This window comes from Paenibacillus sp. FSL L8-0158 (genome assembly GCF_038592965.1).
GTDB lineage: Bacteria > Bacillota > Bacilli > Paenibacillales > Paenibacillaceae > Paenibacillus > Paenibacillus polymyxa_D.
In genome coordinates this window covers 1,742,880-1,765,337 of record NZ_CP151949.1, presented here as the reverse complement: position 1 = coordinate 1,765,337, position 22,458 = coordinate 1,742,880, and the positions used below count along the sequence as shown (strand labels likewise).

Annotated in this window: 19 protein-coding genes and 1 pseudogene; 8 read left to right on the top strand and 12 right to left on the bottom strand. The window is 42.2% G+C overall.

Annotated features, from left to right (window positions below):
- Positions 1–2 precede the first annotated feature (2 nt).
- Together sufC and NSQ68_RS08030 are read right to left on the bottom strand one after the other, a co-directional pair.
- A complete protein-coding gene (sufC, locus tag NSQ68_RS08035) occupies positions 3–785 on the bottom strand; it encodes a Fe-S cluster assembly ATPase SufC (RefSeq protein WP_013309552.1) in 783 nt (260 codons plus the stop codon).
- A 390-nt stretch (positions 786–1,175) separates the two neighbouring features.
- On the bottom strand, positions 1,176–1,646 hold the full coding sequence (locus NSQ68_RS08030) for a Dps family protein (RefSeq protein ID WP_307349203.1): 471 nt from the start codon (positions 1,644–1,646) through the stop codon (positions 1,176–1,178).
- 312 nt (positions 1,647–1,958) lie between these two features.
- Here NSQ68_RS08030 and mtnK point away from each other — a divergent pair, with 312 nt between their 5' ends.
- Together mtnK and mtnA are read left to right on the top strand one after the other, a co-directional pair.
- Entirely contained in the window at positions 1,959–3,182 is a 1,224-nt protein-coding gene (mtnK, locus tag NSQ68_RS08025; protein WP_342428519.1) for an S-methyl-5-thioribose kinase, read from the top strand.
- Positions 3,183–3,187: 5 nt separating this feature from the next.
- Positions 3,188–4,297: an S-methyl-5-thioribose-1-phosphate isomerase gene (gene mtnA, locus NSQ68_RS08020; protein ID WP_342428518.1), complete on the top strand. Its 1,110-nt coding sequence runs from the start codon at positions 3,188–3,190 to the stop codon at positions 4,295–4,297.
- A gap of 149 nt (positions 4,298–4,446) precedes the next feature.
- On the opposite strand, the gene NSQ68_RS08015 is transcribed toward mtnA, so the two are convergent.
- The 4 genes from NSQ68_RS08015 to NSQ68_RS08000 form a co-directional block, all read right to left on the bottom strand.
- The gene (locus NSQ68_RS08015; RefSeq protein WP_342428517.1) at positions 4,447–4,749 is read right to left on the bottom strand and encodes a DUF1805 domain-containing protein; all 303 of its coding nucleotides are present in this window, start codon (positions 4,747–4,749) and stop codon (positions 4,447–4,449) included.
- Positions 4,750–4,922: 173 nt separating this feature from the next.
- A complete protein-coding gene (locus tag NSQ68_RS08010) occupies positions 4,923–5,492 on the bottom strand; it encodes an RNA 2'-phosphotransferase (protein WP_307349148.1) in 570 nt (189 codons plus the stop codon).
- A gap of 917 nt (positions 5,493–6,409) precedes the next feature.
- A complete protein-coding gene (locus tag NSQ68_RS08005; RefSeq protein ID WP_342428516.1) occupies positions 6,410–7,189 on the bottom strand; it encodes a hypothetical protein in 780 nt (259 codons plus the stop codon).
- Positions 7,190–7,753: 564 nt separating this feature from the next.
- On the bottom strand, positions 7,754–9,196 hold the full coding sequence (locus NSQ68_RS08000) for an IS110 family transposase (RefSeq protein ID WP_342428515.1): 1,443 nt from the start codon (positions 9,194–9,196) through the stop codon (positions 7,754–7,756).
- Positions 9,197–10,149: 953 nt separating this feature from the next.
- On the opposite strand from NSQ68_RS08000, the gene NSQ68_RS07995 reads away from it, so the two are divergent.
- Positions 10,150–11,796 (top strand): RNA polymerase sigma factor, encoded by a 1,647-nt coding sequence (locus NSQ68_RS07995; RefSeq protein WP_342428514.1) that lies wholly within the window; start codon positions 10,150–10,152, stop codon positions 11,794–11,796.
- A 725-nt stretch (positions 11,797–12,521) separates the two neighbouring features.
- Here the strand turns inward: NSQ68_RS07995 and NSQ68_RS07990 are convergent.
- From NSQ68_RS07990 to NSQ68_RS07980, 3 genes and pseudogenes are all read right to left on the bottom strand, one after another.
- Entirely contained in the window at positions 12,522–13,010 is a 489-nt protein-coding gene (locus tag NSQ68_RS07990; RefSeq protein ID WP_342428513.1) for a hypothetical protein, read from the bottom strand.
- Complete coding sequence (locus NSQ68_RS07985; protein ID WP_342428512.1) at positions 13,010–13,186, bottom strand: hypothetical protein; 177 nt, start codon at positions 13,184–13,186, stop codon at positions 13,010–13,012. Before NSQ68_RS07985 ends, NSQ68_RS07990 begins: the two co-directional genes overlap by 1 nt.
- Before the next feature lie 348 nt (positions 13,187–13,534).
- Positions 13,535–13,804: pseudogene (locus NSQ68_RS07980) on the bottom strand (WXG100 family type VII secretion target); the annotation flags it as partial.
- Between the two features lie 477 nt (positions 13,805–14,281).
- Here NSQ68_RS07980 and NSQ68_RS07975 point away from each other — a divergent pair.
- The gene (locus tag NSQ68_RS07975; protein WP_342428511.1) at positions 14,282–14,761 is read left to right on the top strand and encodes a hypothetical protein; all 480 of its coding nucleotides are present in this window, start codon (positions 14,282–14,284) and stop codon (positions 14,759–14,761) included.
- 685 nt (positions 14,762–15,446) lie between these two features.
- Complete coding sequence (locus NSQ68_RS07970; RefSeq protein ID WP_307349139.1) at positions 15,447–15,980, top strand: hypothetical protein; 534 nt, start codon at positions 15,447–15,449, stop codon at positions 15,978–15,980.
- A gap of 152 nt (positions 15,981–16,132) precedes the next feature.
- On the opposite strand, the gene NSQ68_RS07965 is transcribed toward NSQ68_RS07970, so the two are convergent.
- The 3 genes from NSQ68_RS07965 to NSQ68_RS07955 form a co-directional block, all read right to left on the bottom strand.
- Positions 16,133–16,462, bottom strand: coding sequence for a hypothetical protein (locus NSQ68_RS07965; RefSeq protein WP_342428510.1), 330 nt, complete (start codon positions 16,460–16,462; stop codon positions 16,133–16,135).
- Positions 16,463–16,698: 236 nt separating this feature from the next.
- A complete protein-coding gene (locus tag NSQ68_RS07960) occupies positions 16,699–16,941 on the bottom strand; it encodes a DUF1871 family protein (protein ID WP_061831882.1) in 243 nt (80 codons plus the stop codon).
- 215 nt (positions 16,942–17,156) lie between these two features.
- On the bottom strand, positions 17,157–17,624 hold the full coding sequence (locus NSQ68_RS07955) for a copper amine oxidase N-terminal domain-containing protein (RefSeq protein ID WP_342428509.1): 468 nt from the start codon (positions 17,622–17,624) through the stop codon (positions 17,157–17,159).
- A 518-nt stretch (positions 17,625–18,142) separates the two neighbouring features.
- Here NSQ68_RS07955 and NSQ68_RS07950 point away from each other — a divergent pair.
- From NSQ68_RS07950 to NSQ68_RS07940, 3 genes are all read left to right on the top strand, one after another.
- Positions 18,143–20,419 (top strand): DEAD/DEAH box helicase, encoded by a 2,277-nt coding sequence (locus NSQ68_RS07950; protein ID WP_342428508.1) that lies wholly within the window; start codon positions 18,143–18,145, stop codon positions 20,417–20,419.
- 311 nt (positions 20,420–20,730) lie between these two features.
- Positions 20,731–20,862, top strand: coding sequence for a hypothetical protein (locus tag NSQ68_RS07945; protein WP_285062447.1), 132 nt, complete (start codon positions 20,731–20,733; stop codon positions 20,860–20,862).
- 327 nt (positions 20,863–21,189) lie between these two features.
- A complete protein-coding gene (locus NSQ68_RS07940; RefSeq protein ID WP_342428507.1) occupies positions 21,190–22,434 on the top strand; it encodes a hypothetical protein in 1,245 nt (414 codons plus the stop codon).
- The last annotated feature ends 24 nt before the right edge of the window (positions 22,435–22,458 follow it).

Below are 22,458 nucleotides of genomic sequence, written 5' to 3'. Positions count from 1 at the left end.
GCTTACGCCTCTTGTCCTACAGTTTCATCAACGATACCCAGTTCTTCCTTGATCCAGTCGTAACCGTCTGCTTCCAGACGCTCAGCAAGCTCAGGACCCCCGGATTTAACGATACGTCCTTGCATCATCACATGAACATAATCTGGTTTAACGTAGTTTAACAGACGTTGATAGTGAGTAATGATAAGGAAACCACGCTCTTCGGAACGCATAGCGTTAACACCGCTAGCCACGATTCTCAAAGCATCGATATCCAAACCGGAGTCGATTTCATCAAGAATGACAATTTTCGGATCAATCATCATCATTTGCAAAATTTCATTCCGTTTTTTCTCACCACCAGAGAAGCCTTCGTTCAGGTAACGGTGAGCAAACTCAGGGTTCATTTCAAGCTCTTTCATTTTGCTTTCCATTTGACGGATAAACTTAATCAAGGAGATTTCTTGTCCTTCTTCACGGCGCGCGTTGATTGCACTACGCAAAAAGTCGGAGTTCGTTACCCCTGCAATTTCACTCGGGTACTGCATCGCCAAGAACAATCCTGCACGTGCACGCTCATCCACTTCCATATCCAGCACGTCTTCTCCATCCAAAGTTACTTTGCCATCTGTGACTTCATATTTAGGATGACCCATCAAAGCAGACGCGAGTGTACTTTTGCCCGTACCGTTAGGACCCATGATGGCATGGATTTCTCCGCCCTTCATTTCGAGGTTAATACCTTTCAAAATTTCCTTGCCTTCAATGGTCGCTTTGAGACCTTCAATCTTAAAGTTTGTAGCCATATTCGCAATACCCTCCAAAAAATGTAGTGTGGTGTCGAAATCAGAAAGTATATTTAAACAGGGGAGCCCCCTGATTTCAAGTGATATTTAAAAATTTATTTATAATCATTCTAAACTGATTCTCAATGATTCTCAAGTTATTTTATAATAAATATCTTTAAGGGTGCAACCAATACACGCACGTTATCCATCTTTCTTCATAAAATGTTCACCCTACTAGGAACACAAATGGCAAAATACATCCTGCAAATGTTTATATAATTTTAAATTTGTACAAAAAACATGAGATGCATGATCTCTTTTCAGCCATAAAAACGCTACTGACAGTATGACGTCAGTAGCGTTTTACATGTAAAAAGTTTATTTCAAAGCGTAATCCCATCACTACAATTAGCCCAAATAAGAGCGAAGCATCCACATATGTTTCTCCAGATCCGCTTTATAACCGATCAGCAAATCTGCAGTTGGTTGGTCGGAATTGCTTTCCGCCAGTTCGATACCTTCCTGAAACTCCTCGCATACCGTTGCAAAATCCTCGATCAAGGTTTGTACCATCTTGGGAGCATCTTCATTGCCGGTTGCTTCCTGAATCGACGACAGCTCCAGGTATTCCTTTAACGTTGCGGAAGGAGAACCTTTCAACGCGAGCAAACGCTCGGCGATCTCATCCATTTTCAATGTCACTTCATTGTATAACTCTTCAAATTTAACATGGAGTGTGTAGAAACTGGAGCCTTTCACATACCAGTGATAGTTATGAATTTTTACATATAACACATTGAAGTTAGCGACTTGACGGTTTAAAAGTTCCTCCACCGATTTGGTTTGCGTATTTTTCGAGTTACTTGTTGTTTTAGCCATCATAAATCCCTTCCTTTTTCATCAAATTGATTTTCAGGAACGTTTACGTATCCATCACCGTCATTGCTGACGGTAAGACGCCAGCGGGCATCCTAATATCACCTGCCGGACGTCTGTTTCATATTTACCCTCTCTATACGGAGACGAAACAAAAAAAGAGTATTTCTTTCCTCCTCTTTCAATCGCCACAAAAAAAATGTACAAAATTTCAATAATTTTCGTTATACTTTCTTTATCCTATCAAAATACTTGGTTTAATCTTGTGATATTTTTTAATTATTTACATGCGCACAATTTATGGAGGTGACTTCGTTGTCCCAATATCATCCTTTAACGACTGAAGAAGCAATCGAATTCGTGAAGAACATCCCCGGATTTTTTAGTCAGGAAGCTCGTCTGGAATGCCGGGAAATCGGTGATGGTAACCTAAATCTGGTTTTTCATATTACGGATTCTGAATCTAACAAGAGTATCATTGCCAAGCAGGCACTTCCCTATGTAAAAATTGTGGGTGAATCCTGGCCGCTCTCACTGGATCGTGCCCGTATTGAACGCGAGGCACTTCAGCAGGAACACCACATTTGCCCCGAATTGGTTCCTGCGATACTGGCGTATGACGATGAGCTTGCATTGACCGTGATGGAGGATCTTAGCTCCCACACCATCATGCGCAAGGGACTAATAGAAGGAAACACATATCCATATTTCGCTAATCATATTGGGGAGTTTCTGGCACGCACGCTCTTCTTTACCTCAGATTTGGGCATGAATCAGCAGCATAAAAAAGACCTAGTCAAACGCTTTATCAACCCGGATCTCTGCAAAATAACGGAGGATCTGATTCTGGATGAACCGTATCGGTTCTCAGATAATAACAACTATGGTGCGTACATCGAAGACGAAGCAGAGGCACTCCGTACAGATCAAACGCTTCATCTGGAAGTGGCTTTGCTGCGAGAAAAGTTTTTGACACGAACCGAAGCGCTTCTGCACGGTGACCTTCATACTGGTAGCATATTTGTAACGACCGAATCGACTAAAGTCATTGATCCTGAATTTGCCTACTACGGACCCATGGGCTTTGATATCGGAGCGGTGATCGCCAATCTGCTGTTGAACTACGCTGCACAGCCCGGATGGACCTCTGGCGAGAAGGCTTTAAAGGAAAGGCGTGACTGGGTTCTGGAGACCGCCATTCAGGTATGGGAGCAGTTTGAGCATAGGTTCCGCAATCTGTGGGACGAGCATGTCACCGATCATATGGCACGTACAGCTGGATATCAGGACTTATATCTCCAAAAAGTACTGCAAGATACGATTGGTTTTGCAGGTTGCAAAGTGATCCGCCGTATCATCAGCCTGTCGCATGTGGCAGATATCGAGACAATAGCCGATCCTGACCTCAAGGAAGCTGCGGAACGTCTGGCGTTATCTATCGGTAAATCCTTGGTTCTTCGCAATCGCGAGCTTCATTCGATTCGGGAACTGGGAGACATTGTTCGGACAGCAACAGCTGCCCAAACTAAAGGAGCTTAATGAATATGAGTGAAAAGAAAGAAACGGCCCCCATAACCTCCGGGAAAGCTGCAGTGTCCGGTCAGGCTCTTTCTTCGCTGGTGTGGAAAGGCAACCGCTTGTCCATGTTGGATCAGCGTCTGCTGCCCGAAACGATTGTCATGCTGGATTTATTCACGGCCGAGGAAGTGTGGGATGGCATACATGCCATGAAGGTACGCGGTGCGCCCGCCATCGGAATAGCTGCGGCCTACGGCGTTGTGCTAGGAGCTACCGCCTACGAGGGCAACGACGCTGCTGGGTGGCTGCAGCATGTACACGCCGTGTGCGGACATTTGGCTACTTCACGGCCAACTGCCGTAAATCTGTTCTGGGCTTTGGATCGCATGAAGAAGCGAGCCGGCGAACTCCTCGCTGATGCTAGCGGGGGCCAGATCGAAGACTGGAATGCCGGGCTGGAGCGTGAAGCCATAGCCATTCAGGCAGAGGATGAAGAAGTATGCCGCCAGATTGGCATCCATGCTTTACCTCTGTTCAAGGACGGGATGGGCGTACTCACTCACTGCAATGCAGGCGGATTGGCGACAGCCAAATACGGAACAGCGCTCGCGCCGATGTACCTTGCGCAGGAGAATGGCATCCACCTCAAAGTATTTGCCGACGAAACCCGTCCCGTGCTGCAGGGGGCGCGCCTGACCGCTTTCGAGCTTCAGCAGGCAGGCATTGATGTCACCCTGCTCTGTGACAATATGGCGGGCATGGTGATGTCCAAAGGATGGGTACAGGCCGTTATTGTCGGCACAGATAGAGTCGCTGCTAATGGAGATGTGGCCAACAAAATCGGCACTTATAGTCTAGCTGTGCTAGCGAAGGCGCATGGCATTCCTTTTTATGTCGCTTCACCACTATCTACCATTGATTTGCAGACCGCAACAGGCGCAGATATTCCGATTGAGGAGCGTTCTGCGGAGGAAGTTACCGAAAGCTTTGGTAAACGGACCGCCCCGCAGGGCATCAAAGTCTACAACCCAGCTTTCGATGTTACACCTCATGAGTACATTACCGCCATCATTACCGAAAAAGGGATTGTCCAAGCACCCTTTAGCGACAACCTCCCCGCTTTGTTTGCCGATTAAACGTTCTTGCAGATCATACCGTTCGTATTTAGCCGAATAGTCTGCTCGATAGAGTGTAACTTTTCATAGAAAAAAACCGGAGCCAAAAAGTCCGGTTTTTTTCGGTTCTTGTTCCTCTACTTTTATGCAACATATGCACATAGGCTTCATTACACCAGTTTCAAAAGTGCTTCGTATCCTGGCATGCCCGGCTTAATTCCAAGCAACTCGGCTTCTGTCGTCACCGACTCCATCGGCGCTTCCAACAATTCTTTCAGCGTTTTTACCCCCACAGCTCGTGCGGCAAGGATTTTCCGATCCGCCAGCCTCTCATTGAGCAGTCCAACATCCAGTGCACCACACATGATGTAACCACGGGAGTTAGAGATAGTTAACAGCGTTGTTTTAGGCAGTTTGACCTCGACTCCGATAAATGTATGCTCACCCACTTGTACGGGTTCCAAGTGTATCATGGTTATTACATGCACCTCCTCTAAGTTCACCCGGGATATTTTATGCAGCGTTTGCGGGTAAGTGTGGACACCCGTGGATACATTCAAAATATTAGGAGGATTATTTATGTATAGCAAAACATTCCATATCAAAAAGACTAGACGAATCATTCCATCTAGTCCCTTGATCTTCGTTAATGTTCTAGGTTTACGCTTTGCTCAAACTTCTTTAAGTACTGTGGGGGGATAAGGTCGGCAAGCCACACACCATGATTGGCTTTATAAAACTTTACTTGATTGGCTAATGCCTTTTCTGTGTCTACTTCGAGGATCACTAGTTCCCCACGTCTCTTACCTGCTAAAATTGCAAACTCAAGGGATTCCGACAGATGTACATACTTTCTGCCCATTGGCTTAATTCCTTCATTAAAAATGTCATGGATTACCTTTGTGTTTGTACCGTGATAGAGAATGGTTGGTGGAGTAGCTTCCTTATAATCTAACCTGCCTGTACTGTGACCATAATTAGCCCTTATGTACCCATTAACAATCTCATATCTTTGCTTTGGACAATGGTTTACTACTTGCTTGATATCCAACTCACTAACATCGGCCCATCTATTCTCTGATCTTATCCCTTGAATCAGGTCTTGAATGTCACAATAACCCTCATGGTCTAGCTCAAGACCAAACTGTTCTGGTGTATGCCTAAGAATCTTACTCATAAACTTACTGAGGCTCTCTTCTTGTTTTGGTGTTAACATTGTATACTCCTTTAATAAAATATTTGTCTATTTATAATAACCTATCCGATGATTCATAGCGCCTTGTGAAGTAAAGCCCCAAACCTCCGATAAGGAAAGGTGTAGCTCCAATTAAAAAACCTCTTAGACTGTATCTGTTATAAGCCTCCAATATTTTTGCAAGTCCCAGCCCACAATGAAAATAACCGAAAATACCTCTTATCAAATCCATGATAAAAAATTTCCGATTCTTAAATCCCTCCTCTCTAATAGTTGTCCGATGAAAATAAAGATTTAGACTGGATTTGTTGGTCCTAAGCTGATTCTGAATTGCTAAATCGTCAGACTTGGAATAATAAGTTTTAGACTGACCCAAATATAAAACCAGCGGCAGTCAAGGACCTGAAAATAAAGTCTTAGACTGCCGCTGGTTTATTGAACTAACGTTCTCTGTTAGCGTAACAAGTGGTGCAAAATTATTTCATGCGATAAGACTGGCTGTTTTGATAAAGTTTATTTGATATAGATGAGGTTCTTGTCATCCGCCGTACCGATCCAGCCAGTCGCGCTGCCACGCCTCGAAGGACTTGCCACTTATACTCTGCAGCGGCTTGCCACTGGGGAGCGAGAACATGCCATCCCCGTTGATAACCACAACCCTTTCGGTCCTGCCGATCGGTTGCCGTCAGTAAGAAACGCCCAGGCGATAAATTCTCCCTGAATCGCTAGGCTTCCAATCGCCTAATCGTTCTACCTCTATGGTTTTGCCGAAATAATCGGCTGGATCAACGTCTTCCATCAGTCCCCATTCGACCATATCTGGCGTACGGGTCAGCAATTTCCGATGCGACTGTCGAGAATCCTCTCTATCGCTGGATATTCCTCGAATCTTCGTTCGATGAAATGTTGAATAACCGCCCCGTAAAGGGGCGGTTTTCTTATGCTTGCATAAATGCTTCTAACGGTTCCAGAGTCGCGAACGTCTTCTTTGCATCCTTCTTCCGTTGCTCATCATAGAGTTTGGTCAACTCTTCGACTGATTTAGCTTTAATCTTCGTATAACTCGATTTGGTGTATCTGATTATGTACGTCTTTACCCCTTCCTCTTCACTCCACTCGTAAACGACATCATATTTGTCCCTCAAATTCTTTAAATGAAGTGACCGGCGCAACACTGCAAAGTGTTCTTTAATGGCTTCATCACATTCCTCCATAATCTTCTCGTATGTGCAGCCAACTCGCATCAGAATCTCCAATGCCCGTTCATCGCCGTATCTCGCGAGAAATTCCTTCAACGAAACCAGCGCATATAGCATTATTTGTTCCTTGTCATTCGGATTCCTGTATTCATAACAGCCTACAACCAAATTGCGGTCGGTCATTTCCTCCTTACTGAATTGCATATTAAACAAATACTCGAGTGTCTTTTGCTTCATAACGGTTTCCAACATCTGTTCTTTATCAATCCTGATGCCCGTTGTCACCCACGGAAACGGTAGTTGGCCGTTACTTTCACGCGGTATGCTACCCCTAAGATTCAAAATCGGCATACCCGTAGCCATTGCGTACGACCTGTTATATCCGTCGCCCGCGAATATTTCCTGTTCTTCTTGCATGTGTCCTGCCCCTCCTTTTAGTACCAAGTTCCATTCGGCGCGTAGTGCCACCAGTTGTCTGCGAAGTGAATCTCCACTCGATTCCAGCGAATTGCGATCCAAATTATCCTCCGCACTTTCCAGTAATTTCTTGGTTAAGCAATAGTTCTCCGTTCGTATTATGAGCTGTGACCTACGCTTATGGGCTTTGTCACTTCACTTCCGCTCTTCCAGTCCCGCTATGTCCATTGTCAGGCAACACTTTTATTTCCATCTCTCCAGGCACTTCATGAATCTCCGTTACAATCGGTTAGACGATCCGAGGAATAAGATCCTATAGTAGACTATTGCATATCCATAAAACTACCACTTTTTTGTGTTGGTCTCCTATTAGTTCATCACCGCTGCTTTTCATTAACCCGCGAAGATACTTCTGGGATAAATTGTATCATATGAGAACCATAAGTCCATCTAATGGTTGCGTTATCCTGCCCGTTGGCTAATGCCGACTGCCAGTCTACAACTTTATTTTTCACGGTTTAATGCTTTGTTTTTCAGTCTAATGTAGTGTAGTGCTTAGAAAAAGTTAAATGAGCCCATCACCCTAATTTGGATGCTGTTTATCCCCAAATTTTATAGGTAATGGGCTAACTTTGTTCTGTTAAAAGCAGTGTAAGGTACTGTAGCTTATAAGACATCATCATCAGCTAGCTCATCTGCCTGGCGTTCATAATCTTCTAAATTAGCTGGGATCTTTAATCGTACTTTATCGCCATCAAGGATTACTCCCATTTTGCTCGCATGTTTGAACGGATCATACGGTTCGTTATTTTTAAGGCATGAGTATAAAACCTGGGCAATCTTACCGCATACATGCCCTATTGCCTTTCTCTTCGCCATTCCTCGATCAACTAATCGCTTATAGTAAACGCGAAAACTGTTTTCACTGATTTTTGGCGATATTAGCAGTAAAGTCATTAAGAATAGAACTCTGCGCGTATCTCTAACACCCTCGTATGTTTGCCTACTCTTAAAAACAGATGTGCCTGAGATTTTATTCTCCGCGGCTACTCCAAGGTACTTTTTAAGCTCTAAATATGTTGAGAAACGTTCAATATCACCAATTGCGCCGATAAATGTACACGCCATAGATTCACTCATAATAGGGAAGGACATAAGTATCTTTGTATAAGGATGCGGCTGATATCTTTTTTCTTTATCGCCATAAAGCAGGGAAGCTATCTGTTTATCCATTCTTTTTATCGCTTCGTCTATACGCAAAGCTTCTTCAATTAGCCACGTTTGCCGTTCAGCTAGGTGCGGAATGTTCAAGGCTAATGTGTTAGGTAACAATTCTGCCAAGGTCGAAGAGGCTTTCGTAGCAATAGTTTTTGCACCAATAGTTATTAGAGTTTGCCTAAGTTCATCCTGAGTTACCTTGGCCATATCTTGCGCTGTAGGATACTTCAAAGCCAATTTGAGGACACTTAACGCACCTGTTTTTTTAAAAGCTCGTTTAAGTTCAGGATTGGTTACAGAAAATAATTGCTGGATTTGATTCTTACGTCTTGTTAATTGAGTAGTAAGTAACCAGCGATCCCTAGTTAATGTGCGGTACAAAACCTGCTCTGCACTTGCAGGACGAACTATTCGCACCGAACGCATATCAGGATGAAGGGTTTTGTGCCATCCCATATAGGCCATGATTCTAGCATCAATTTCATCGGACTTTTCATTAAGTCCTAGCTGGCGTTCACGAAAATCCTTTACAGCTTTATTTTCAACCTGAAATATAGAATAGCCTCGATCTAATAGCACTCGAACAACCAAATATGAATAATGTCCGCCAGTTGGCTCCAGCAATACAAAGAAATCCTGAGGTTTATAACCGAATTGAGCTTGAATATCTTCTAAGGCATTGATAAACTTTGTGATTCCTTGACTATCCGAGTTAAACTTCATCGTTTTACTGCGTTTCCATTCTTTCTCACTGCGGAACTTTTCAAATGGAATGCAAGCAGCAACATGGAAATCCGCGCCGATATCTACTCCAACATAGAAGGGGTAAAAAGCTCTAGGGTTGTCTTGGCCTTCATTAATGCTTGAATCCGTAAGCATAAAATTATTCAACTATGATCACCTATTTACATTCAACTAGCACCAGACTAACCAAGTTTTCTTAAGAGCTCCAAAACGGGCCCAATGTAGCATGTCAGGTTTCAGAGTCAGTGCATTACCCAAAATAAACTTAGAGGTCGAGTATTCGCCTCAACACTTTAAAGGGCTTCTGTTAAGTTCTTTCGACAGAAGGAAACAATTTCCTGCTCGTTCTGTTAAGTTCTTTGTTTATATATGCAAAAAACCTGTCATTTCGACAGGTTGAATAATCATCAAATGTGCAGCGCCAAAAACATGGAGCGCCTCATTTCTGTTAAAGAAGTCCAGGAGGGTGCCCTGCTGGCTCCAAACCTATTCTGGGCGGTTGTTCCCTGAGAGGTCACTGCACAATATATATATACGACTACTTACCGCCAAATCCTCTAAGTATGTACCAGTTACCACAAACACTTTATAGAAGTCTTATAAGCTCCACGTTAGACCCAGAGGTTAACTGGTACAAATGTATTTTAGCATGTTGCTCAAAAGTGGTAAAAGCCAATTTATTGAACTAATGTTCTCCGTTTAATGAACCTCTATTATGCATTTGAATAATTAATCGAGACCACTCCTGGTTTACCTACGGAACGAAGGAGTACCCCAAGTACCCGAAGAAGAACTTCGGCTCGTGCTCCTAGTTTGTATCCTCCCTTAGTTGAACGGAAAAAAGTATCTTTATATACTAAAAGTGAGACCTTTACATCTAAAGTAATCTTCAGCTTGTTTAATTCTTTTCCAATATACTCAACAAATAGTTCATAACGTCTCTTTAACCATTCAAATGACCTACTCATGATGTTTGTAATTATACATGTATGAGTGATCCGGTAGGACGTCCAAATTTTTTTGAAATAATCCCAACCTTTATTTCGCCTGGCACACTATATAATTGTCAGGAATTACAGATGCAACTATGGAGGAAAAAAATGGATTCAATTAGTAAAAACGGAAAAGAAGCGGCGGAAGCGATTCGGAGCTATGTCAAACCGATTTTCGGTTTTGCGTTAAACCGGGTCAAGCAGCGGGCCGAGGCGGAGGATCTGGCTCAGGAGATTATGCTGCAGTTGTTGAAATCCTTCTCCGGGGTGCGGGACATTAGAAGCCTTGACGCTTACGTCTGGACGGTTGCCCGATACACTTGGGTGAATTGGTTGAAAAAGCGTGCGCACGCTCCCCAAGCGATCGAAATCAACGGCATGTCCGAACTGTCTGCCGCCCCTTCCCGGGAGCCGCTTGACCGGCTGCTGGTAACCGAAGCTTACCGCGAGCTGCGCCGAGAAGTCGCGTTTCTGTCCAACATCCATCGCCGGATCGTGGTCATGCATTACTACGACGAGCTTAAAATCGGCGATATCGCGATTGCTCTGAACATTCCTGTCAACACGGTGAAGTGGCATTTGAGCGAGGCTAAAAAGAAGTTACGGAAAGGGATGAAACGTATGCGTGCAACAGGAACTTTAAGTGTCAATCCGGTCAGCATGGGGGAAATGGGCCATTCCGGTTCGGCCGGCAGACTGGGCGAAACCAACGATTTTCTTGGACGCGCCTTGGCGCAAAATATCGTTTACGCGGCTTATCACAAGGCGCGTACCGTACATCAAATCGCGGAGGAGCTCGGAATGCCGCCGTCTTTGCTGGAAGGCGAAGTCCGGCACCTGGCCGATTACAATTTCCTCATCCAAACCTCTCCCGGCAAATATCAAAGCAATACCATCGTCTGGGACCTCTTCGAGTTGGCCGTAGCCGGTCATCAATTCTGGCAAGATTGCGCCGCCGAAGTGGCCGATGTTCATTTTGACGCGTTAATGGAAGTTCGCCGGCAAGTCGAGGATAGCGGAGTGTACGTTCCGGACGGCGACTATAACTTCCTGCTCTGGACCTTGCTGCCCAAGAACGTCGAGGAGCAATCTTGGCGGAGCATGCCGGCGGGCGAAAACTTCGATGCGGTCGCACCAATGCGAAAGGACGGAGGTCAGTATATTGCCTATGCGGCGTTAAACCGGAGCCGCAATGCCGATCCGGGTTTTGATTTGAGTAGTTACGTCACCTTCGGTCCGTCGCTCCGCTACGTCGAAGACACTCCCTTATACTTGTGGCAATTCAATACTTACTGGAGTGACCGCCAGGTGGATTGGCGTTTCCTGGAATACCGGAATGTCGAGATTTGTCATGCGTTCCAACAAGGGGAACTGCCCGACAACGAAGAGAACAGCGAGCAATATTCGTTCCTGCTGGAGAAGGGGTACATCCGCAAGACGGAGGAGGGGTACAAGTTCAATGCGGTTTGGATCGACTCTCCGCAAACGTTGGATCGGTTGAACAAGGCAATGCCGGATTTGTCCGCTCTGTATGCGCCTGCTGTCGGCAAGCTCTACGACAAAATGCTCAAGCTGTTCCTGCAAAATCAGCCGAAGCATTTGGAGCCGCAGCTTGCTTACATGGTGAGAGGCAACACCGGCGGAGGCCGGCTTGTCGCTTATATTTTGAAGCATTTGGTCGATAACGGGAAGTTGAAACCGCCGTTGCCGCACCAGCAGAAGACGATCTCAACCTGGATGGGGCCGGTCAAGTAAGTCAGTTCGGAAATGTATATGAAGAAAGGCCGTTCCCGGGCGGTGGCCATTTTTACACAAAACTCTGTCTGTCCAACGAAGTGATTAGGACATCGCTATTGCACCACGGCCCCCTCCTGAACGTATGAAAATGATTAAAAACCACCCATGACGCACGTGTGTCATGGGTAGTATTTGATCGCAATCGTATCTGCCGGATTTCTCCTTTACCTGACGATTTTTAATCTTTCTTGTCCGCAACCAACCGTGAGAGGCCAGATGCTCCACATACTCAGCAGATCTATTCAGCAAAACTGCCAGTTAGTTCAATAAAAAGAACACTCCCGCGCCTTCGCTTGGGCTACGTCCTCCTCACAATATTCCATTTCCAATCACTATTAAAGAACGTACGCGGGTAGCATGTAGTGCTTAAACAGGGGACTTATCTTAACCTAAGCACTAAGAAAACACTTTATTTTCACAGAACAATAGTCTCATTAGACTATTTTGTTCTTCCCATAATTTTAAGAATGTATCATACTTCATAACATTCACGCACCTTCCGTATACTTTACCCATATCGCTAAGTTAGTAGCCTGATTGAAGGCTCTCCTGTTTAAACCCGCCTCTTAATTCTTAGGTGCATGCAAATTATCTTCTTTATCAGATAAATTACTATGAAAAAAGCTTGCTCCCATTTTATTATTAAAGGAGCGAGCTTATAGATATTCATTAATCGTTGTGAATTATATTGATTTAGGATTTTTATAGCACCAGTTTGGATCATAGGGCAGAGATCTGAACTTCTGCATATCTTCCCAACTGTAGACCCAATCGTAATCAGGAATCCAAAAATAGTCAGTAGGATTTAGCTTGAGATGTTCATATATAAATCGAAAAATCAGCTCTTCAACACCATAAACATCTTCAATACATCCTACTTGATACAAGGACAAGCTTGAATCTAATCCACTAATATCCTCATCATGCTCATAATTAATTTCGTAATTATAAATTCCATCAATATAGAATATAAACTGCTGGTTATTTTCAGCACCCAGTGGGTTATAAGATATATTTAGAGTTGTTGAAAAAAACTGTTCGTTCTTATATTTTTTATCATTGTCAAAATATAATCCAGCATCTGCATGAAAGGCAGCTACGATTGCATCTCCTAGTAATTTCTCAGGTGTATATTTTTCTCGTTCTATTAAAATAAAAGCCGAACTCCCCATCACTTAACCACCTTTCTTAATTCCTCCAAGGAATTTACAACAGTTACTCCTAGCTTCTTGATATTATCTAATTTTTCTATATTGCTTTGAGATAGATTGCCCAAAGGCTTATCAATATAAAGTATAACTTTCTTCTGTTCTGGATTAAAATAAAGCTTATCAGTCTTAATTGTCATTTTCTCCAGTTGTCCTTCTTTAACTGCTTTGATTGAAGCCTTTACCTCAATTAATTCATTTTTTGTAACTACATCTAAATCACCTGCAAATTGACCATCTTTCTTTAATATTTTTTGCCCAAAACCAGTGACTTCACGTTCTTATTTTAAAAAACCAGCTACTTTCGCTTCAGTTACCTTCCCTACATCAGAGCTATATATAAAGTTTTCAATATCACGGTTAATATTTTTGGGATGTTGATCAACCCATGTCAGTTCATTGCCAGCAGGGTATATATATTTCGTCTTATTTCCTTCCTTAATTATACTCCCTATATTATTATGAGTTCTGGCACATCTAATACGACTTTTTTCCCCATCTACCTGTGTGAAGTTTTTTGAAATAAAGATGAGTTCTTGTGCAACCGTAGAAAGTCGTTCAAGCGTTACACTCATGGATTGTCGAGAAACCTGAAATTCCTGAAAAAATCTCTCTCGGGTAGCTCCAGACCAGCCTTGTTGGACAAAATCAATTCGTCCACTCAAAAAATTCATCATACGTTCCATTTCATGCTTTCCGTGTAAGAACTGATCAGCCACTTCCATCAATTTGTCAGGTGGAACTAAAATTCTCCCCATTCTACCACGCCCACTTTAATTTTGATGGAAATAATCTTATCAGAAGAGGTGATTTAGGGAAGTCCATCTGCTATCCTGTTATTTCCTTTTTAAATCATGTGACATTTGAACTGAAGTAAAACAGAGATTATCACGACTAAAGTATTGTATATCACTGTTAGACGATGCCTAAGTAAGGATATAGCAGTAGTCTCTTTTAAATTCAATCTAACCATGTGCTGCAACTCAAGAAAAGTGTTAGAAACTTTTGTAGTTGTGTAACTGTTGTTTGGAGATTCCTATTTTCTGAAAATACCCTCTTAAATTTTTGCCTAAGCCAACTTATTTTGATTTGACATCCCCTGACCCTTTATAAAAAAGGATTATATAGGAAAGAATATTTACAAAATATAGATTTTATTCTATAATTATTTTAATTGATTAATATTTTGTATTTAACTTGGCATTTGCAAAAATATTTTAGGAGGAATTAAATTTATGAAGAAAATCTTAATAGTATCATTGTCTGCCGCATTAATGTTATCATTGTCAGCTGCATCTTTTGCAGATAACGGTTACATAGCAAATGCGGAGCAATCGGTATCTGCAACTCAAGATCAAAGTAAATTCGTTGAAAACGAAGTTAAGGATACCCGTGTAATTACGCCTATGGATGTTGTAACCATACCTGCTGTTCATCATACAGGAAAAGGAGCTTTCAGAGATTCCTTCACACTTTCTCCCCAGAACGGTAAAAGATTGAATATTTACGTTAAAAATAATGGTTCGTCAACAGTTTATCTTATTGTAAAAGTCAATGGTCAGGACTTCGGAGAAACAACTATTCCTGCTGGTGGACAAAAAACTAGGAATTTCGAACAATTAGTTGGTACTGGCTTATCTGGTAACTATGAAGTATATATATACAACAATGATGGCTCTCTCTATGACCTTAACATAAGTGCTAGACAATTCTAATTTACTAGAGGTTCGTCTCCTTTGGGAGACAGCCTCTTTTTTTTTACCTTCTGACGTTCTTAATTCCATTTCGAAACCTGTATTGAAAAAATAAGTGAAAATGTAGATGACATCAGGATATTGGTAAATATAATCAACATCGTAATGTGAATTGCGAAATGGAAATGTTATTTTCACACTATTAAATTGGTTATATTATAGAAGTAACTCACCTTATCATCACGTAGCTCACGTACAGCTGATGAGATTGTATACTCTTGGTCAATAAGATCCCGATGATCAATAGATTCTGGTATAGTTAACATCTCCAAACTGTTCGTAAGCCTGAATCATTTTATTGTCTTCCGTGCTAATTTATTACTCATATGTCGTTGTGTCATTGTGTACAAACCAAGTTATAAATCCTATATATTTTAAATAGATTGACATGCTCAAAATTAAAAATGACCACCTAAGCCATATGAGTTCAAATTAATCTTTTATATAAAGAGAGATGCTTTATCTTATTGGATGAATTGCTATTCTTCTGGTTTTATGTGTGCCTGCAATCTTCGGTTTTACAATAAGGAAATTAATGTATTTAGGAGGGAAATATATTTCTCTTGGAGTGTCAAGTTCCCTTTTTCTAGTAAAGGCTACCATAAGAATAAAGACAATAACTTGATGTTTTTTGGAGGATTGTGAATTGGTAGAAAAATTTGAAAAGACATTCGTTCAATTAGCTCAATGCGAGCTGTCTCCAGAAGAGTGGCAAGCATGGTGGGAAGAAAATAAAGTTCAATTGGAAAAGGACTTATCCCGCGGCGTTTTTCTTAAACTCAAACCCATCAAGCACGGCCTTCGATGGGTGCCTATCCTTACCAGCCAAAAGAGAGCCGTCGAATATCTTTCGGCAAGAAACATTCCATTCGAAAATTCCGATCTATACCAACAACACTATGAAGCTGAATTTAAAGCCTTTTGCAAGATTCAAAAAGAGCAGGATAAAATTCAACTTGAACAGCTTAACAAAAAGATACCGCAAGTATTCCAGACATATCCAAAGTTTGCGGCTTCGCTTAGAAACGTTTACAGTAATTCGGATGTTTTAGATGGCGGCGCATCTTTACATAAAATTGAACAGGTAGAAGCATCCTTAGGTTTTCAACTGCCGAGCGATGTAAAAAGGCATTTTGAAACAGCTGGAAATATTCGAAACCAATACAAGGTATTTTTATAAAAAAGATCGGGGTAAAATTATTCAGTATAACCAAGCCCCCGTTAAAGGAGTAGATGATGGAACTTGTAATTATAAACATCATGAAAGTAATTAAAAGGAAAAGATCATCCTCAACTCAGTGGAAAATACTCAATTGAGGAGGATAATCTAAATTATTCATTTTTCCAAATAATAGACCCGTCAGAAGATGTGATCATGCTAGGGGGGTCATCATGCAGAGAAATTTCAATAAAGGAGCTTTTTCCTTTTTGTAACCAATTATATATACTTCCTTCATCGGTAATCGGCTTAGATACTATTTTTTTAACTTCAACAACCGCAGCATCATATTCAATGAACCCATGATCATCTTCTTCTAAACCATTGTTTGTTTCATAAATGGTGTCCCTAGTACCAACAATCTTTAATCTATTTCCCCAATGAAAAGTTAATTCTTCTTTTGGTACTGAAATAATTGCTTTAATTAAGGAATCATATCCCATATACTCCTCCTTGGTTTAAGGCTCTTCTCGCCTTTGAATTCAATGGTAACGCTAGTGTTTCGCTATAAATTAACCACTATCCCAATTCCTTATTTCCCTATCCAGACACAACCATCTTATCATGGATGATATTGTTGTTTGCTGTATTCAAAAACTCGTGTCCTTTATTTGATTGACCAATTATGCAAAAAAAGCCTATTTTATTTTATTATTAAAGGAGCAAGCTCAAAAATAAATTATTTTGTAACATTAATTATCTTTTCAGCGATTAACCGACATTCTTCAATACTTTTATCGAATTCCTTTTTAAAAGATTGAGCGAATACAAAATGAATCTGCTCTGCTAATTCTTCAACAGAGTTTGTTTCCTTACTTTTTTCATGGATTCTACGTATTTCTGAATAATATTCATCTTCTAATAGAGGATATATTTCGACTGGGTTCCATTCATTAATCATTTGTACAATATCATCGTTCATTTCTATACACTCCTACTCTCCAAATAACGATTTAGATAGTGCTTTATATGCATCATCATACTTACTCTTAGGAATAACTGTAACAAGTGTCCCATCGTTAGCAACTACAGCAGCACCTTCTTTTGAAAAACAAATGCTTAACGCTGAAAATATATTTAATCAATTAAATGAGGAAAGACTACCTTATAAATAAGATAGTCTAGAATTAAGATAAGTTAATTAGAAGTTGTAATGTTCACAATTAATGTTTCACCTATTTTTTTGGTATCTACTTTAGCTCCCAGCACTTCAGAAACAATTCTTAAAGGAACTTGAACACGAGTTGTAGGAATCTGCGGTGCAGCCAGCATAATTTTCTTCTCATCGTTGACATACGCAATTTTACTACCGACCGCCAATTTAATCACAGTTCCATCCTTTGATTCGATGGTGACTTGTTGTAAATTTTTGTCCCAGTCTCTTACTTCCCCCCCTAGATTTTCAGAAACGAAGCGAAGGGGAACAAAAGCTGTATTTGTAGCATTTTCGATATATGGAGGTGAATCTGAATTAGTTCCAAAATTAATAGGAACACCGTTTACCTGTACATTAATTGTGTAATTATAAGGATGTTTTGCACTGGCTTGCACGCTTAATACAAGTGAAAAAATAAGGAATACGGAAACCGTAAAGAATTTTTTCATGATACATATCTCCCTTTGTTAAAATTAACAATTTACTAAAAATATATCTTTCTGACCTCCAAGATGTACTTTTCCTGTGAATCATACATCATTGCTTAGTAATAAGATACTACTTGGGTGAATTTCGCTCCTATACATCTCTTTAATACACTCTTGTTTCCTTTTTCGTAATAAAAAAGCAGCAAGTTTTTTTCAACAAACTGCTTCTGTATTGACATTAAATGTTCTACCAATGCGGAGTCACAGTATTGGCATCGTTCTTTGTCCCGAGTGTAAATGTACTCACGGTTCATTATGAATGCCGTTGCTTACATGATTATTGGATATTCGGCATGTCGTATGGCTTTACAGTTAAAGGTTGTCAGCGGCTAAGAGTGCAAGTGTTAACGGCAACTGGTGCCGTCAATGAAGCAAGGAAGTTGTTTTTTTATTCCAAACTTTGCTATTGTTATAGAGTTTGATTATACTTTAGCCACTATTAGAATTACGTGTTTCTACCGAGGAGGAATCGAATTCCGATGAATTTAGCCGTCAAGTTGATGCAAAAATTCAAAGACCGCGATACTCAGAATAAGCTGAAGAGTTATCGGGACAAAGCGGAGCTCATTAGGAAACGGAATTTGGAAGCATGGGACGATCAGCGGCTGAAAGCGGAATCTCTCCGGCTGAAAAAGGAAGCAAAATCGGGTACGCCTTTGGATGAACTGCTTGTCGATGCCTATGCGCTAGTCTGCGAGGCAGCGAAGCGAAAGCTCGGATTACAGCCTTACGATGTCCAGATTATGGCTGCCATCGCTCTGCACGAGAGATTTGTGATCGAGCAACATACCGGCGAAGGAAAAACGCTCTCTGCTGTTATGCCTGCTTATCTAAATGCGCTGACCGGCGAAGGCGTTCATGTGCTCACTTTTAACGATTATTTGGCAAATCGAGATGCGGAGTGGATGGGTCCGATCTATCGTTTCCTCGGGTTAACGGTAAAATCGGTTCAAGCGGGCATGAGCTTGTCCGAGAAACGAGAAGCGTACGCCGCGGATATAACCTATGTTACGGCCAAAGAAGCGGGATTCGATTATTTGCGCGACACGATCACACTAAGCGAAGCCGATACCGTGCATCGTCCTTTCCACTACGTCATCGTCGACGAAGCGGATTCACTGCTTCTCGATGAAGCTCGGGTGCCGCTAGTCATCGCTGGCGAGCCGGATTCTTCCGACAACGACGTAATTCGTTTCGCAGATGTGACTAGGCAGCTTGAGCAAGATAAGTATTACGACTTCGACGAGTTCAAGCGGAACGTTTATTTAAATGAGGCGGGCGCTGCGAAAGCGGAGTCGCTGCTGGGATGCGGCAATTTGTACGAAAGCCATAATAGTCATTTGTTGTCGTCGTTAAATTGCGCGTTGTATGCGGAAACGTTATTGAAAAAAGACGTCGATTACATCGTCCGGGACGGTAAAATCGAGCTGATAGACGAATATACCGGCCGCGTGGCGGAGAACAGGCATTTGCCGGAAGGACTCCAAGCCGCGCTTGCAGCCAAAGAAGGGCTGCACTCGAAAGTCGGCGGGAAAATTCTCGGAACGATCACCCTTCAACACTTCATTAGCCTGTATCCAAAAATTTGCGGAATGACGGCTACCGCGTACGCTTCCGCAATGGAATTCAAAGAGATTTATGCACTGCAGGTCGTGCAAATTCCACCGAACCGGCCAAACATACGGATCGACCAACCGCATCGGATTTATACCCATAAGGAAGCCAAGCTTAAGGCGCTTGTCCAAGAAATCTCGGCCGTCCATGCGATGGGACGGCCGATTCTCATTGGTACGTCAAGCGTGGAGGAGTCTGACATGCTGGCAGAGGCACTAGCAGTTGCCGACGTACCCTGCCATGTTCTGAATGCGAAAAACGATGCAGAAGAAGCCGAGGTCATTGCAAGAGCGGGAGAACTCGGCGCCGTGACGGTGTCTACGAATATGGCGGGACGCGGCGTCGACATTCGGCTCGGCGGTGGCAACCCTATGCAAGCAGAAGTTGTCGCCAAGCTGGGAGGGTTATACGTGATTGGTACGCATGTGAACGAAAGCGTGCGGATCGACGACCAACTGCGCGGGCGTTCTGGGCGCCAAGGCGACCCTGGAGCTTCCATATTTTTCGTAAGCTTGGAGGACGAGTTGTTACTTCGGTTCGGCATCCATAAAGCAATTCGCGCCCACAGGCAGGATGAGGCTCTCGAAGACCCAGCGCTACGCAGCAAAATCGCGCATATTCAACGTGTTATTATGGGCCAAAACTTCGATATCCAGCAGGAACTGAACTGTTATTCGGATATGGTGGAGGATCAGAGGCGAATTCTATACGAGGAGCGGCTCGCAATTTTAAAAGGCAAGAAGCCGATGAGTCCTTTGGAGCAGCGCATACGGCTTTTTTATATCGACAAGTTCTGGGCCGACCATCTAGCATACGTTTCTTACCTTCGTGAAGGCATCCACTTGGAAAGCCTTGTCAGCGGCAATCCGATCGACGAATTTCATGCACAAATCACCCAAGCATACGAGCAAATTCCAGCTAAAGTAAATAGCGAGTCGGCGAATATGCTTGTAAGGCTCGGAGGTTCGAATGATCCGGCGAAGTGGGAAGAGTTCGGTCTGAAGAGTCCTACTTCCACTCGGACTTATATAATCAACGATCAATATATCCAGAATATGCGCAGCTCATGGACCGCAATGACTGTATTTGCTTTTGGGATTCGCAAGATTTTGAGGCCGATATTCAAACTGTCAAAGTTTTGATGCAGCGTAGCTTTTTCGAGGATGATCGGGACCAATACGAGTGAACGCTCGATTCATCCTGCGCTGAAAAAGTTGAAGCGAAGCATTGACTCCGTGTTGACTTCGGATGATAAAAAATACATCGCAAGGGCGTGCAGGCGCATGGCGATGTAATCAAAGTTGAAGTACTTTGAATTAAATCTGTTTCCCTAGAATCTGATTATATATCTTGTGCGCTTGGATTTCTCAGTTTTATCAACGGTATAAACATACCAACTACTGCCGCCAAAGCTATGGCGGCTTTTTTGCATTCATTTTGAGGGGGGATTTATATGCCGATGGCAACAAGCGTAGCCGCTATAAAGCAGGCATTTTCATTGAATGTAACCGCATCGGATGTTGGGCTAATAGTCAAACCTGATTTTGAGATTGATCCGATATTCTTCTCTTTTTCTCAGCAATAAGCAAACCTAGCAGTATATATCCTCTGTACACTAATCCAATTAAAAGCACTCCGCCAGCAATAAAAAGGAGGATAACTAAAATGTTAAGTAAAATTAGAAACAACTCCAAAAAGACACCTCCAAAGTAAATTAGTCTTATTTATCTTATAGTAAAAGTCACGTCGAAGTATCATAAAGCTTGTCATAAAACAAAATAAGAAAGCAGGTGAATGAAAGAACTAAGTTATTCAAAAAGGCTAATGGTCAGAATAAAAGACTTATATCTGTGCAACTTTTTTTCGTTTTTCTGGTATATATGATAAAAAAATGAAATCAGGTGTTTATTCAATGAGACGAATTGTTGTTTCTCTACTTGTATCTTCCTGCCTTCTAATTTCTGGCCTGCTTCCAACGGCTCTGAGTTATGCGGAGAATTCAAATTCCAATCTTCCCGTTGTAGCAGAGGATGCGGCTGTGTTCTATCTGGTTCCGCATCAACTGACTGTCGAATTAAACAAATCTTCTTTATCGCTGGATTCCGTCTCCATAAAGGTCGCTCCCCTGCTGAAGAAAAATAATCATTTATATTTCCCGTTCAAATGGCTGGAAACAGCTCACTTGGCAACCATCAAGCGAGATGCAAAGACAGGCAGCACGTGGGCGGAGTTTGACACTGAGAACTCGGTACCTTTTTCCTCATTTCGGTTGATGCCTAACCAATCAAAGATTTTCAGGTACTCAGACGGAACAATGACAGCGCTGGATGAGTCAATCCCTAAAACATTTATGAAAGACGGCCAATTGTATATTCCAGCGTCACTCCTGCCTAAGATGGGAATAAATTATACATGGAGTAATGGAGTCATGCACTGGGTCTGGAACGATAAAGTAGTCAAAGCGCTTCACCCAACGTATACAACGGACAAGGAAAACATCACTTTTAGCGCATTAGTACAAAAAGAGTTCGGGCATGCTTATGTTTTGGTGAATACAGGACACGGTGGTATGACAAGCTCCATTGGAGGTGGCATAAGCACGTTTAAGGGAACAGAAAAAACAACTGAAAAGTCAATTATAGTGAATGGAAGAACATTTCAGCGGATTGAATATTCAGTAGGCCTTCGCCCTGGTCCAAATCCACTGGAAATTACGACAAATGATAAAGGGTCTGCTAAGATTATGGTGCATCGCAAAGTATTAAACCCGTCCTCCGTTCCTATTAGATACAACCATGCCGAGAACGCGCAAGACATCCGCTTTACCAAGCCAACACAAGGGTACCTCCGTGTACAGGCTGGAGATCCAATAGCAATTGCTGGAGTCGTGACTACTACGGATCTGGAAAGCAATGAAGTTTCTTTTGGAGTAGCAGCATTTCAGAACGGTGATTTTGTTGAAGTTGAAAAAAAGACCGTTATCCCCCTTAAACAGGATAAATCCTTTAGCGGTTCTGTCGTTATTCAAAAACCTGGTACTTATTTGGTCAATATTCTAAGTCCAGATGTATTCGTGGGAGGTAGTTCACCGTACGGCTCTGTCAAATGGGCTGAGATAGCAGTCGAAGTATTGCATAAAACCACGAAAAAACCATAATTCTTCTCTTCCAAATCTAACACC

Coding starts and splice junctions, on each gene's coding strand:
- NSQ68_RS07955 (WP_342428509.1), bottom strand. CDS start 17,624: ATGAAAAAATTCTTTACGGTTTCCGTATTCCTTATTTTTTCACTTGTA.
- NSQ68_RS07975 (WP_342428511.1), top strand. CDS start 14,282: ATGAAGAAAATCTTAATAGTATCATTGTCTGCCGCATTAATGTTATCA.
- NSQ68_RS08030 (WP_307349203.1), bottom strand. CDS start 1,646: ATGGCTAAAACAACAAGTAACTCGAAAAATACGCAAACCAAATCGGTG.
- NSQ68_RS07995 (WP_342428514.1), top strand. CDS start 10,150: ATGGATTCAATTAGTAAAAACGGAAAAGAAGCGGCGGAAGCGATTCGG.
- mtnA (WP_342428518.1), top strand. CDS start 3,188: ATGAGTGAAAAGAAAGAAACGGCCCCCATAACCTCCGGGAAAGCTGCA.
- NSQ68_RS07940 (WP_342428507.1), top strand. CDS start 21,190: ATGAGACGAATTGTTGTTTCTCTACTTGTATCTTCCTGCCTTCTAATT.
- NSQ68_RS07950 (WP_342428508.1), top strand. CDS start 18,143: ATGAATTTAGCCGTCAAGTTGATGCAAAAATTCAAAGACCGCGATACT.
- NSQ68_RS07985 (WP_342428512.1), bottom strand. CDS start 13,186: ATGACAATTAAGACTGATAAGCTTTATTTTAATCCAGAACAGAAGAAA.
- sufC (WP_013309552.1), bottom strand. CDS start 785: ATGGCTACAAACTTTAAGATTGAAGGTCTCAAAGCGACCATTGAAGGC.
- NSQ68_RS07960 (WP_061831882.1), bottom strand. CDS start 16,941: ATGAACGATGATATTGTACAAATGATTAATGAATGGAACCCAGTCGAA.
- NSQ68_RS07965 (WP_342428510.1), bottom strand. CDS start 16,462: ATGGGATATGATTCCTTAATTAAAGCAATTATTTCAGTACCAAAAGAA.
- NSQ68_RS07945 (WP_285062447.1), top strand. CDS start 20,731: ATGCCGATGGCAACAAGCGTAGCCGCTATAAAGCAGGCATTTTCATTG.
- NSQ68_RS07990 (WP_342428513.1), bottom strand. CDS start 13,010: ATGGGGAGTTCGGCTTTTATTTTAATAGAACGAGAAAAATATACACCT.
- NSQ68_RS08010 (WP_307349148.1), bottom strand. CDS start 5,492: ATGTTAACACCAAAACAAGAAGAGAGCCTCAGTAAGTTTATGAGTAAG.
- NSQ68_RS08015 (WP_342428517.1), bottom strand. CDS start 4,749: ATGATACACTTGGAACCCGTACAAGTGGGTGAGCATACATTTATCGGA.